Source organism: Brachybacterium sp. GCM10030268, assembly GCF_042666305.1.
Taxonomy (GTDB): Bacteria; Actinomycetota; Actinomycetes; order Actinomycetales; family Dermabacteraceae; genus Brachybacterium.
In genome coordinates, this window is the sequence record NZ_JBHTCW010000011.1 from 91,642 (window position 1) to 104,676 (window position 13,035).

At 70.4% G+C, this 13,035-nt stretch carries 9 protein-coding genes; 5 read left to right on the plus strand and 4 right to left on the minus strand.

Annotated features, from left to right (window positions below):
* Positions 1-55: 55 nt before the first annotated feature.
* Positions 56-1,648, plus strand: coding sequence for a GMC family oxidoreductase (locus ACFQRD_RS14195; protein WP_377019411.1), 1,593 nt, complete (start codon positions 56-58; stop codon positions 1,646-1,648).
* A 184-nt stretch (positions 1,649-1,832) separates the two neighbouring features.
* On the opposite strand, the gene betC is transcribed toward ACFQRD_RS14195, so the two are convergent.
* Both betC and ACFQRD_RS14205 read right to left on the minus strand, forming a co-directional pair.
* Complete coding sequence (gene betC / locus ACFQRD_RS14200) at positions 1,833-3,407, minus strand: choline-sulfatase (protein WP_377793265.1); 1,575 nt, start codon at positions 3,405-3,407, stop codon at positions 1,833-1,835.
* Positions 3,404-5,383 (minus strand): BCCT family transporter, encoded by a 1,980-nt coding sequence (locus tag ACFQRD_RS14205; RefSeq protein ID WP_377804599.1) that lies wholly within the window; start codon positions 5,381-5,383, stop codon positions 3,404-3,406. Before ACFQRD_RS14205 ends, betC begins: the two co-directional genes overlap by 4 nt.
* A gap of 293 nt (positions 5,384-5,676) precedes the next feature.
* Between ACFQRD_RS14205 and ACFQRD_RS14210 the strand changes: the two genes are divergently transcribed.
* The 3 genes from ACFQRD_RS14210 (at position 5,677) to ACFQRD_RS14220 (ending at position 8,526) form a co-directional block, all read left to right on the plus strand.
* Positions 5,677-6,423 carry a helix-turn-helix transcriptional regulator gene (locus tag ACFQRD_RS14210; protein WP_377804601.1) on the plus strand — a complete coding sequence of 249 codons (747 nt, stop codon included), beginning with the start codon at positions 5,677-5,679 and terminating at the stop codon, positions 6,421-6,423.
* Between the two features lie 136 nt (positions 6,424-6,559).
* Positions 6,560-7,399 (plus strand): VOC family protein, encoded by an 840-nt coding sequence (locus ACFQRD_RS14215; RefSeq protein WP_377804603.1) that lies wholly within the window; start codon positions 6,560-6,562, stop codon positions 7,397-7,399.
* Between the two features lie 20 nt (positions 7,400-7,419).
* The gene (locus ACFQRD_RS14220) at positions 7,420-8,526 is read left to right on the plus strand and encodes a serine hydrolase domain-containing protein (RefSeq protein ID WP_377804605.1); all 1,107 of its coding nucleotides are present in this window, start codon (positions 7,420-7,422) and stop codon (positions 8,524-8,526) included.
* A gap of 13 nt (positions 8,527-8,539) precedes the next feature.
* Here ACFQRD_RS14220 and ACFQRD_RS14225 read toward each other — a convergent pair whose 3' ends face one another.
* Complete coding sequence (locus ACFQRD_RS14225) at positions 8,540-9,454, minus strand: NADP-dependent oxidoreductase (RefSeq protein ID WP_377019419.1); 915 nt, start codon at positions 9,452-9,454, stop codon at positions 8,540-8,542.
* A gap of 224 nt (positions 9,455-9,678) precedes the next feature.
* Between ACFQRD_RS14225 and ACFQRD_RS14230 the strand changes: the two genes are divergently transcribed.
* Positions 9,679-12,273 carry a lamin tail domain-containing protein gene (locus ACFQRD_RS14230; RefSeq protein WP_377793260.1) on the plus strand — a complete coding sequence of 865 codons (2,595 nt, stop codon included), beginning with the start codon at positions 9,679-9,681 and terminating at the stop codon, positions 12,271-12,273.
* A gap of 43 nt (positions 12,274-12,316) precedes the next feature.
* On the opposite strand, the gene ACFQRD_RS14235 is transcribed toward ACFQRD_RS14230, so the two are convergent.
* The gene (locus tag ACFQRD_RS14235; protein ID WP_377793259.1) at positions 12,317-13,021 is read right to left on the minus strand and encodes a TetR/AcrR family transcriptional regulator; all 705 of its coding nucleotides are present in this window, start codon (positions 13,019-13,021) and stop codon (positions 12,317-12,319) included.
* Positions 13,022-13,035 lie beyond the last annotated feature (14 nt).

Consider the following 13,035-nt stretch of genomic DNA (forward strand, 5'->3'; position numbering starts at 1 on the left):
CGGCGCGCTCAGCTGATCGACCCTCATTCTCACGGAACGACAGGAAGAAGACACGATGTCCGACCAGGACCTTCCCTCCGAGAACCCCGTCACCGAATATGACTACATCGTGGTCGGCGGCGGGTCCGCCGGCGCTGTGGTCGCCTCGCGGCTCAGCGAGGACCCCAGCCTCGAGGTCGCACTCCTCGAAGCCGGTGACAACGACCTCGACCACGCCGAGGTGCTGGACCTCCAGCGCTGGCCCGAGCTGCTCGAATCCGGGCTCGACTGGGACTACCCGATCGAGCCGCAGGAGCACGGCAACTCCTTCATGCGCCATGCGCGCGCGAAGGTCCTGGGCGGGTGCTCCTCCCACAACTCCTGCATCGCCTTCTACCCCCCGGCCGAGGACATGGACCTGTGGGAGAAGCTGGGCGCCGACGGCTGGAACGCCGAGGCGATCCTGCCGCTGATCAAGCGATTGGAGACCAACAGCTCCCGCAGCGGCGAGGGGCACGGCACCGACGGTCCGGTCCACCTCATGGACGTTCCCCCGGAGGATCCGCTGGGGGCCGCACTGCTGGAGGCGTGCGAGCAGGCCGGCATCCCCACGGCGACCTTCAACGACTTCGAGACCGTGGTCAACGGGGCGAACTGGTTCCAGGTCAACCGCAGGGCCGACGGCAACCGGTCGTCGTCCTCGGTGTCCTACCTGCACCCGGTCATGGAGCGGGAGAACCTGCACATCCTCACCGGTCATCACGTGGCACAGGTGCTCTTCGACGCCGACCAGCGGGCCACCGGGGTCGAGTACGTCGACAACGCCTTCGGCCGCTCCTCGGTGATGCACGCACGCCGCGAGGTGGTCCTCTCCGCCGGCGCGATCGACTCCCCGAAGCTGCTGATGCTCTCGGGCATCGGCCCGGCCGATCATCTGCGCGAGCTCGGCATCGAGGTGCGCGTGGACTCCCCCGGCGTCGGCTCGAACCTCCAGGACCACCCGGAAGCCGTGATCTCGTGGGAGTCCACGCAGAAGATGACGCGCGATACGACCCAGTGGTGGGAGATCGGGATCTTCACGCCCACCCAGGAGGGGCTGGACCTGCCGGATCTGATGATGCACTACGGCTCGGTGCCCTTCGACATGCACACCCGCCGGCAGGGCTACCCCACCTCCCCGGAGTCCTTCGCGCTGACTCCGAACATCACCCATGCCCGCTCCCGCGGCACGGTGCGGCTGCGCTCGATCGACTACCGGGACAAGCCCAAGGTCGACCCGCGCTACTTCACCGACGAGGACGGCCACGACATGGCCGTCGCCGTGGCCGGTATCCGCAAGGCCCGGGAGATCGTCTCCCAGCCCGGCATGGACGCCTTCCGCGGCCGCGAGCTCTACCCCGGTGAGGACGTCCAGAGCGACGAGGAGATCGCCGACTACGTCTCCCGCACCCACAACACCGTCTATCACCCGGCCGGCTCCTGCCGGATGGGCTCGGCCGACGACGACTCCTCACCGCTGGATCCGCAGCTGCGGGTCAAGGGCGTCACGGGGCTGCGCGTGGTCGACGGCTCGGTGATGCCTCAGCTGGTCGCGGTGAACCCCAACATCACCACGATGCTGATCGGTGAGCGCGCCGCGGACCTGATCCGGAGCGCACAGGGCGCCTGACCCCCGCTCCCTCTCTCCCCGGGAGAACAGCGCAACGAACGAGATCCGCGACTTGTAGGGAATGGCTCGCTCATTCCCTACAAGTCGCGGATCTCGCTGGTCCGTCGGGCGTGCGCTGGTCCGTCGGGTGCCCTCCGGTCCGTCGGGCGTGCGCTGGCCCGTCGGGCGCGCTGCGGTCAGTGGCTCAGGAGGTCTCCTCCATGGGGATCGCGTCGCGGATCTGCCCGAACTCCAGGGCACCCCAGAAGTCGCCGCGCACGTAGCGCTGCGTGGGGTCGGGGACGAAGTCCCACGGGCGCGGGGTGCCGGTCTGCAGCGCCTCGGCCACGAGGCGACGCCGTGCCTGGCTGGCCAGGACGGCCTCCTCGAGAGCGGCGAGATCGTACTGGTTCTCCAGCGCGCCGCGCAGCCGGCTGACGAGCTCGGTGTGCTCGGGCCGCTCGGGCCGCTCGGCGACGTTGGTCAGCTCGTGCGGGTCGCCGACCAGGTCGAAGAGCTGATCGGGATCGCCCGGGCAGACCACGTACTTGTATTGACCGCGCACGAGGGTCAGCTGCGGGCGCAGCGTGCCCTCGGCGAGGTACTCGATCACCACGTCGCGGTCCTCGGGGCCGGCCTTCCCGTCGGCCTCGCGACGCGCGGATTCCAGCAGTGACATGCCCCGGCGCGCGGGGTCACGGCCCTCCCTGTCCTGGTCGCCGGGCGCACCGGCCAGGTCCAGCAGGGTCGGCATCAGGTCGAGCAGCGAGACCGGGTTCGCGTACCGGCCGCGCGGGACCAGGTGCTCGGGCCCGTAGACGATCATCGGCACGCGCGAGGACTCCTCGTACGGCGACATCTTGTACCACAGGCCCTTCTCGCCCAGCATGTCGCCGTGATCGCTGGTGACGATGATGACCGTGTTCTCGAGCAGCCCGAGACTCTCCAGGCGCTCGCGGATCCGGCCCACGTGGTCATCGATGTAGCTCACGGCGGCGTAGTAGGAGCGCCGGGCGCGCCGGACCTCGTCGAGGGTCGGCTCGCGCCGGTCGAATCCGCTCATCGCCCGCAGACGATGGCTGTGCGGGTCCTCGTCCGCGCTGGGCACCTGCGGGTGCGCGGGATCGGGGATGTCGACGTCCTCGAACCGGTCCCAGTGCTCCTGGGGCGGCTCGTACGGGTCGTGGGGATGGATGAAGCTGGTGACCATGAGGAAGGGAATGTCCTCCCCCGCGGCCTGGTTCGCGCGCACACGGTCGTTGAGGTGGCGCAGCGTATGGAAGCCCACCTCGTCGTCGAAGTCCTGCTGGACGGTGGCCTTCGAGACGCCCGCCGTGAAGACGGCGTCGGCGTCGTGATACCACTGCAGCCGGTCGCCGAGATCCCGCTGCCAGTCCGGGACCATGTCCAGGTCCGCCGGGTAGACGTCGGTGGTCAGTCGCTGCTCGAACCCGTGGTGCTGGTCGGGGCCGATGAAGTGCATGCGGCCGACCAGCGCGGTGTGGTAGCCGGCGGCGCGCAGGTGGTGGGCGAACGTCGGCGTGGAGGCGCCGAAGTCGTCCCCGTTGTCGTAGCACCCGATGTCCGAGGGCATGCGGCCCGTCATCATCGATGCCCGCGAGGGAGCGCACAGCGGCGTATTGCAGTAGGCGCGGTCGAACACCGCTGCCTCCTGGGCGAGGGCGTCGATGTTCGGGGTCAGAGCCGCCTGGTCCCCGTAGGCGCCGAGCGCCTGCGCGGCCATCTGGTCGGCCTGGATGACGACGATGTTCGGTCTCATGGCGTGTCCTTTCGTGTGCTCGGGGTGGCAGTGACCTCGGGCGACACCGAGCCGGTGTCGTCCTCCTCGGTCTCGGGGGTCCAGCCGTCGGCCCACTCTCCGGTCTCGAAGTCGAAGCCGACGGGCTCGCCGTGCTCGTCGGTGCGCTGGTACCACTCGGTGTAATCCGCATGGGTGGAGTCGACCCCGGCGCCGGCGCCCTCCCCGGGCTCGGCCCGGACGACCTGCAGGCTGAAGTCGTCGTCGTACTTGTCCACGCCGTCCACGACCGCGTTGCTGACGGCGGCCTCCGCGTACTTCTGACGCAGGGTGTTCGGGTCCGTGCGCAGCTCACGGAACCACGCCACGACGATCAGGAGCATGACGACCGCGAAGGGCACGGCCGTGACGATCACCAGTGACTGCAGCCCCTGGAGCGCGGACTCGTTGCCCAGCAGCAGCATGACCACGGCGATGCCGGCCATCACCAGGCCCCAGAAGACGACCAGGACCTTGGGCGGGTTGGAGCTGCCTCGGGTGGTGAGGATGCCCATCACCACCGAGGCCGAATCGGCGGCGGTGATGAAGAAGATCGCCAGGATCGCCATGATCAGCAGCGGCATCACGCTGGCGAAGGGCAGGTTGTCCACGATCGAGAAGAGCACCTCGGGGGCGTTGACCTCTTCGATCACGCCCAGGCCGCCCTCGCGGTACATCGAGATGGCGGTCCCGCCCATGATCCCGTAGGCGACGAACAGCAGCGAGGACGGGATCAGGATGACGCCGAGGACGAACTGGCGGATGCTGCGGCCCCGGGAGATGCGGGCGATGAAGATGCCGACGAAGGGCGACCAGGAGATCCACCATGCCCAGTAGTACACGGTCCAGGCCGACTGGAAGTCGAGCGTCTCCTGGCCCCAGGAGGCCGAGCGGGCCATGAGGTGGAACAGCGAGCCCACGTACTCCATGATGGCCGAGGGCAGCAGGTTCAGCAGGAACAGCGTGGGACCGAGCAGGAACACCAGACCGGTGAAGCCGATGGTCAGCACGATGTTGAGGTTGGAGAGGTAGCGGATGCCGCGGGAGACGCCGGAGACGGCGGAGATCACGAACCCGACGGCGAGCACCGCGATGACCAGGAGCAGGGCGGTGTTGGTCAGCTCCGAGGCGCCGGAGACGATGACGACACCCTGACCGATCTGCAGGGCCGCGATACCGAGGGCCGCGGCGGTGCCGAACAGAGTCGCGATGATCGCGAAGGTGTCCACCAGCTGACCGGCCCAGCCCTCGGTGCGCCGCTTGCCGAACAGATGCTGGAAGATCGAGGACATCAGCAGGGAGCGCCCGCGACGGTAGGCCGCATAGGCGACGGCTCCGCCGACCAGCGCGTACATCGCCCAGGCGTGGAAGCCCCAGTGGTAGTACGTCTGGGCCAGTGCGTAGTGCATGGCCTCGACGGACTCCGACTCGTTCGTCAGCGGCGGCGGCGAGAGGAAGTAGGTCAGCGGCTCGGCCGGGCCCCAGAACATCACGCCGATGCCCAGGCCGGCGGCGAACAGCATCGCCACCCAGGAGAAGGTGGAGAACTCCGGCTTCTCCCCGTCCTTGCCCAGCGGGATCTTCCCGTACCGCGAGAGGCTGAGGATGATCATGGCGACCAGCACCACGGTGGCGACGGCGTTGAACAGCCACCCCAGGTGGCTCATCGTCCACGCGTACGCCGCGTTGGCGACGGTGCCGACGCTCGCCGGATCGACGATGCCCCAGATCACGAAGGCGACGGTGAGGATCCCGGCCACCCCGAAGACGATCTTGTCGACGTGGTAGATGCGGCGCTGGTCATCGATGCCGATGCCGGGCACCAGGGCTGGATGGATGTCGTGGGGATACTTCGGACGGGAATAGTCCAGGCTGGGCAGCCGGTCTCCGCCGCGCCGGTCGGTACGTCGTGACCCGGCGGGCCCTCTCCTGCCGGTGGCAGATTCGTCCTCGGTCATCACAGAGCTTCTCCGTTCGGGATGGCGGACTCCCCTGCACCGGGGCGGTCACGACCTCCGACGGATCGGACCAGCCGGCACCGGTGATCGGGTCCAGCATCACGCGGACCACGGGGAGTAGGGCTCTGCCACTCTAACCATGCGCTGGGCAGTCACGTACTGCCACCGTCATCCCGCCGTGCGGAGACCGGCCGGGCGGGAGCCGGCGCCGAGGGACAGGACCCACCGGCCACGTCCCCCGCAAGCGCTTTTCCCGCCTGCGACTGCCGTGTACAACGATTTAGACTCGACGCGTGACCCAGACCACTGAACGGCAGACGTCCGCGCCGTGGGACTCCGTGCTCGCTCTCGCGCGGCGGGAGGCCGCGACGCTGAAGGTCGCAGATCTCGCCGACGAGGCGGGCTACAGCCCCTTCCACTTCGCCCGGCGCTTCAGTGCCCACGTGGGCATCGGTCCCGGCCAATACCTCATCGCGATGCGGATCGACGCCGCCAAACGGATGCTGCTCGGCGCAGAGCACCCCGTGATCGACGTGGCCGCCGCCGTCGGATTCGACTCCCTCTCCAGCTTCAGCCGGCGCTTCCGCCAGACCGTCGGGGTACCGCCGGCCGAGCTCCGCCGCCTGGCGGAGCGGATCAGCGACCACCCGCCGCGCCCTTTCTCGCTGACTGCCCCCGACGAGCGGACCGTACGGATCCACCTCGACGTGCCGGAGGAGCTGAGCCGCCGCGGAGATGCCTCGATCTGGGTGGGCTGGTACGCGCACCCTGCACCCATCGGGCTGCCACGCTCGGGCACGCTGACCTCCGGCGAGCAGTTCATCGACCTCCCGCTGTGCGACAGCGCCCCGTTCCTGCTCGGCTTCGCGGTGGCCCCTGACGCCGACCCACGCGCCCACCTGACGCCGTCGACCCCCGTCGTCGCCGCCCATCCACATCCGATCACCGCCGCCGGCGAGGTCACCCTGCGATTCCGGGCCCAGGAGGACGCGGTCGGGATCCCCCTGCTCTCGGCACTGCCGAGCCTGTGCCGGCGGTGACAGCGCCCGGCCCGGCAGCATCAGAGGTGCGCAGGGCCGGATGTGCGCAGGATCGGACAAGACCAGACCCTCGCGAGCCTCTACTGTGAGCCACAGCACTGTCCGCCGCACTCCGCGACTCACTCCTGGAGGAATCATGGCCCGCCCCACCGGAGACACGACCTGGCTCGATCTCGGCACGACGAAGCTCGAGGCGACCCTCACCTTCTACTCCGAACTCTTCGGCTGGATGTTCGAGGACACCGGCGAGGAGTTCGGTCACTACCACATGATCAGCAACGACGGTGCGCCCGTCGGCGGCCTCATGGACGTGGCGGGCATGCCGATGCCCGACGGGACACCGCTCGAGAGCGGCTGGGACGTCTACCTCGCCGTCGACGACGTCGACGCCCGCCTCGCCCGGGCCACCGAGCACGGCGCGAGCGTGTTCTCCCCCGCCATGGACATCGGCCCGCTCGGCCGCAGCGCGATGATCACCGACCCCACCGGCGCGCGCGTCGGCCTGTGGCAGGCGAACGAGTTCGAGGGCTTCGAGTTCACGGGCGCGCCCGGCTCGCCGGTGTGGTTCGAACTGATGACCCACGAGTTCGACGCGGCCCGCGAGTTCTACTCGACCCTGCTCGACATCCAGCTGGAGCCGATGGGCGAATCCATGGACGACGGAATGATGCGGTACCTCAACGCCGGCCCCATGGACAGCGCCACCTGGGGGCTCGGGGACAGCACGGCCTTCATGCCGAAGGAGGCCACGGGCTGGCGCGCCTACCTGGCCGTCGAGAGCGCGGACCCGGCGGCCGCGAAGGTCCAGGAGCTGGGAGGCTCCGTGCTGGACGGTCCGATCGACTCCCCGTTCGGCCGGATCGCCACCGTCGCCGACCCCGACGGCGCCACGTTCCAGATCTGCGCCATGTCGGAGGCCGTCGGTGAGAGCGCCGCCGCGGGTGAGCCCGAGGTCGGCGCGGCGACCGCGGGCTGATGACTCTGCCGAGTCGCCTCTTGGCCACTGACCTGAGCGAGCTGCTGTCCCGTCACGTCGAGTCCGGCACCATGCCCGGAGCTGTCGCCACGTGCGGCCATGACTACGAGCCGGTCGCCGTCGGCACCGATGCCCCGGGCGGGTCACCGTTGCGCACCGATGCCATCTTCCGCATCCAGTCGATGACGAAGATCGTCACCTCGGTGGCGGCGCTGCGCCTCGTCCAGGACGGCGTGCTCGGCCTGGACGACCCGGTCGCCGAGTGGATGCCGGAGCTGGCCGAGCCCCGCGTGCTCAGCAGCCCTGACGCGGAGCTCGAGGACACGGTGCCCGCCTCCCGCCCGATCACGCTGCGTCACCTGCTGACAAACCGGTCCGGCTACGGGATGATGACCACCGACTCGCCGCTGAAGCGCGCCATGGTCGCCTCCCGCGTCGAGCCGGGCAACGAGCCGCTCGAGCTCGGTGCCCAGGAGTGGCTCGAGGCTCTCGCCGCCCTGCCCGTCGCGTTCCAGCCCGGCGACGGCTGGCGCTACCACGTCTCCTTCGGGGTGCTCGGGATCCTGCTCGGTCGCCTCACGGGGGAGAGAACCCAGGACGTGCTGCGGCGGACGGTGCTCGATCCGGCGGGCATGCCCGACACGGGTTTCGCCGTCCCTCGCGAGCAGGCCCACCGCCTGCTGCCTGCGTACCGTCGCACCGAGCACGGTCTCGAGCAGATCGAGCCCGCCGGTGCCGGTTTCTATGCCGACCCGCCACCGTTCGACGTCAGCCACTCCGAGCTGGTCTCGACCCTCGCTGACTTCCACGCGTTCCTGCGTGCGCTGCTGGACGGCGACCTGCTGGGCCCGGAGCTGCTGGGCGAGCTGCGGCGGGACCAGGTGCCCGACTCGGTGAAGACCCCGGAGAGCTTCTTCCCCGGGTTCTGGGAGGGCAACGGCTGGGGCTATGGGGTCTCGGTGGTGACCGACGGCCCGCACCGGGGCCGCTTCGGCTGGTCCGGCGGGATGGGCACCGACTTCTTCGCCGATCCCGACGGCACGATCTGCATCCTCATGACCCAGGTGGAGATGGACGAGCAGATCTTCGCGCTGCTGGGCGAGCTGCAGGAGCTCGGCGGGCCGTAGGGCCAGCCGAGCCTCAGCGGGTGGCGTCGATGATGAGTTTGCCGTTCGCCGAGCCGTTCTTGCTGGTCTCCAGTGCCTCGGCCGCGTCGGCGAGCGCGAAGGTGCGGTCGATCTCGACGCTGAGGGTGCCGGCGGCGACCTTCTCCAGCAGCGTGCGCAGACGCTGCCCATCCGGTCGCACCCACACCCAGTGGCCGCCCTTCTCCTCGACCGAGGGATCGGCGACCGAGACATGGCGTCCCCCATCGGCCAGCACGGCGAGGGTGTCCTCGCGGACTCCGCCCACGAAGTCGGCGACAGCGGTGACGCCGTCGGGCGCGACCTCGCGGACCCGCTCGACGAGGCCGTCCCCGTAGGTCACCGGGGTCACGCCGATCGCGCGGAGCTTGTCGTGGTTCTTCTCGGAGGCGGTGCCGATCACGGTGGCGCCGATCTCCCGGGCCAGCTGCGCCGCGGAGTAGCCGACCCCGCCGGAGGCGGCATGGATCAGCAGGGTGTCCTCAGCGGTCAGCTCCAGCGTCTCCAGCGAGCGCAGTGCGGTCAGGCCCGCCAGCGGCAGCCCGGCGGCGGCCTCGTCGTCGACCTCGTCCGGGATCGCGGCCACCGAGGTGGCGGGCAGCGTCACGTACTCGGCGTAGGTGCCGCCGTAGACGGCGTCCTTGCGCCCGTAGGAGGCGACGCGGTCACCGGGGGCGAATTCGGGGGTGTCCGGGCCGACGGCTTCGACCACGCCGGCCACGTCCCAGCCGGGGATGACCGGGAAGAAGACATCCATCATCTGGTCGAGCCCGCCGGCCATCAGCTTCCAGTCCACGGGGTTGACCGAGGCCCGCTGGACCCGGATCAGCACGGTGCCCGGGCTGACCTTCGGGGTGGGCTGCTCGGTGAGCTCCAGGGTGCTGGGGTCTCCGTACTCGGGGTAAGTCATAGCGCGCATACCCGGGACAACACGCGACGCGCCGCGAACATTCCCGTGGCGACCACCCGGTCCGTGACGGCCGCCCGGCCCCGGTCGGCGCGGACCGCCGGCCCCGTCGGCCCCGTCGGCCCCGTCGGCCCGTCCGCTGTCGGTCACGCCCAGGACGCCCCGCGTTCACCTGGCAGTGATCGGATGTCCAGGTCGTCCAGTACATCCCGATCCGAGGAGCGCCCTTGCGCCGCTGCCCCCGCCCTGTCCTGCGCCTCTCCGCGCTCGCTCTCGCCGCTCCCCTGTTTGCGGTTCCCGCCGCTCTGGGTATCGGCCTCGCCCCGGCGCTCGCCGCCCCGGCAGACGACGTGCGCATCAGCGAGGTCGAGTCCAGCGGCGACGGCCCCGACTGGGTCGAGCTGGTCAACAACGGCTCCGAGCCCATCGATCTCTCCGGGTGGCACCTGCGCGATGACAAGGACGACCGCGACTGGACCGTTCCGGAGGGAACCACCATCGCCCCTGGTGCGCATCTGGTGCTCGAGAGCGAGGAGACCGACGGCGACGGAGGCTTCGACTTCGGGCTGGGGAAGTCCGACCAGGCGCGTCTGTACCTGCCCGACGGCACGACCGAGGTGGACTCCGTGGCGTGGGATTCTCACGCCGAGACCACGTACATCGTCATCGACGGAGAGCTCGTCGTGGCCGAGGAGGTCACCCAGGGCGCCGAGAACTCGGGCCCGATGCCCGAGGATGAGCCCACCGAGCCCGCAGAGCCCGTTCCCGGCGAGGATTCCGTGGTGATCAACGAGGTCGTCTCCAACGGCGGCGATCCCGACGACTGGGTCGAGCTGACCAACACCGGCTCCGAGCCGGTGGATCTCAGCGGCTGGTACCTGCTGGACGACGACGACGCCAAGGAGCCCTCGGTGTTCACCGACGGCACCGTGATCGAACCCGGCGAGTACGTGGTCGTCGACCGCGACGAACTGGGATTCGGACTGGGCAAGGGCGACATGGCCCGGCTGTTCGCCCCTACCGGCACCCTGGTCGATACAGCCGACTGGGCGGACGACACGCACGCCAAGCCCTCCCTGCAGCGCTGCGCCGACGGCACGGGGGCGTTCGAGCTCAGCATGCTCCCCACCAAGGGCGCCGCCAACAACTGCGCGGCCCCGGTGGTCATCAACGAGACCGGCTCCCAGGGCGAGGACTTCGTCGAGCTGCGCAACACCGGTGACGAGCCGGCAGACCTCGGCGGATACGTCGTCCGCGATGACGACGACGAGCACACCTACGAGATCCCGGCCGGGACCACGCTCGAGGCCGGCGGACTGCTGCTGATCACCGGCGACGAACTGGGCTTCGGGCTGGGAGGAGAGGACGCGGCGCGCCTGTTCGCTCCGGACGGTGCGCAGCTCGGCGAGACCTCCTGGAGCGAGCACGTCTCCCCCAGCAACGGCCTGTGCGAGGACGAGTACGTCCCCCAGGCGAGCGCGACCCCGGGCGAGACGAACGACTGCGCCGAGCCCGAGCCTGCCGCGGAGCTGCCCACCAGCGGTGAGGTCGCCGTGCTGGATGACGAGGCCGCATGGGGCGAGGACCTCTCCGGGCTGGACGCCGCGATGATCGACGGTGAGATGGTGCTGTGGGCGACCAACAACGACGCCGGCCAGATCTCCCGGCTCGTCGAGAACGCCGACGGCACGTTCGCACCTTCCGAGGGCTGGCCCGCGGGCGGCATCCCCACGCGCTTCCCGGACGGCACCGGCACGCCGGACGGCGAGGGCATCTCCTACGGCGAGGACGGCAAGCTCTACCAGTCCATCGAGCGCGACAACGACACCGGCGGCACCAGCCACAACGCCGTGCTGCGCTACGACCCGGCCGCGGCCGAGGGGGCCGACGAACTGGTCGCCGAGGCCGAATGGGACCTCACCGCACTGCTGCCGGAGACGGCGGCGAACGCAGGCCTCGAGGCGATCGAGGTCGCACCGGCCAGTGCCCTGGACAACCTCGGCGGCGAGGTCCCCGCCGGCGCCGAGGCCTACGCCTTCGTGGCGCTCGAGGCGACGGGCGAGGTGTACGCCCTCGCGCTCATGCCCGACGGGTCCGCCGATCTCGTCGCCACGCTCGCCTCCCCCTTCGACGGCGTGATGGCGCTGGATCTGCAGGAATCGACCGGGACGCTGCGCGCCTTCTGCGACGAGGCCTGCGAGGGCGAATCGGTCAGCTACGACCTCACGGCCGGTGAGGTCACCGCCTCCGAGCGCACCGCCCGTCCCGCCGGGATGGACAACATCGCCAACGAGGGCGTGGCCCTCGCCCCGCTGGAGACCTGCGCCGACGGCGCCCTGGCGATCTACTACGCCGATGACGCGGACACCGACGGCCACTCGCTGCGCGCAGCCGAGCTGACCGGGCTGGATTGCTCTGCGGGCGAGGCCACCAACCCGGGCACGGAACCGGGTACGGAACTCGACGAAGCCACGGATCCGGGAACCGGCGACGACACCGACGCAGGCACCGGCGACGCGGGGACCGGCACCGGGGACGGCGCAGACGCGGGGCAGGACCCGGCACCGTCCGCCAGCAGCGAGAGCGAGCCCGCCGGCAGCGAGAGCGAGCCCGCCGGCGGCGAGAGCGACCCGGCCGGTGACGGCACGGTCACCGTGACCGTCCCGGGCTCCTCGGATTCCGACGCCGTCGCCGTCGACTCCGGCCCCTCGGCAGAGGGAACGCTCGCCCGTACGGGCACGGAAGCGGCCGGCGTGGCGGCTCTGGCCCTCGCGGCCCTGGGCGCCGGCTTTTGGATGCTGCGCCGCAGCCGCCAGAGCTGACCGGCCCGGGCGTCGCCGGCGAGAGCAGACTGCGGCGAGCGGCTCAGCGGCGCGGCGAGGACCATCCGGCGTCGCGGAGCCGCTCGACGGCGTCCAGCAGCAGGTCGAGGGCGAATTCGAACTCGAACTGCTCGTCGCACCCCGCATCCAGCCGGGAGAGGTCGTCGCCGACCGTGGCCAGGGCCACCGCTGCGATGCTCGGATACTGCTGGGCCATCCGATCGACCATCTGCGCTCGCGCCTCGGGGTCCGGCGGTGGGGTCGCCGCGTCCGGGACGCCTGGAGCGTCGAAGGCCTCGGGGCTGAAGCCCCAGATGCGGTGCCCCAGGGCGTGCATGGCATGGTGGGTGAGATCCGGGGAGAACCCTCCGGCGAGGAACGCTCCGGTCACGCGCTCCATGTGCTCGAGCACGGCGGGGGTGCGCCGGGTGCGGGTCTCGATCAGCGTCCGCAGCCAGGGATGGGCGAGGACCAGCTCCCGCGCGGCGAGCACCGTGTGCCGCACCCGGGCATTCCACGCCAGGGACGGATCCGACGGGGCGATGCTCGACACCAGCTCGTCGACCATCCCGTCCCGGAGATCCTCCTTGCCCTCGACGTGCTTGTACAGCGCCATCGGGACCACGCCGAGACGTGCCGCCAGCTTGCGCATGGTCACCGCTGCGAGCCCGTCCTCGTCGGCCAGTGCCACCGCTTCGCGCAGTGCGCGCCCTCGCGTGACGGGGGTACGTCCGTCGGCCGGTGCCATGTCCCTCCTCGAAT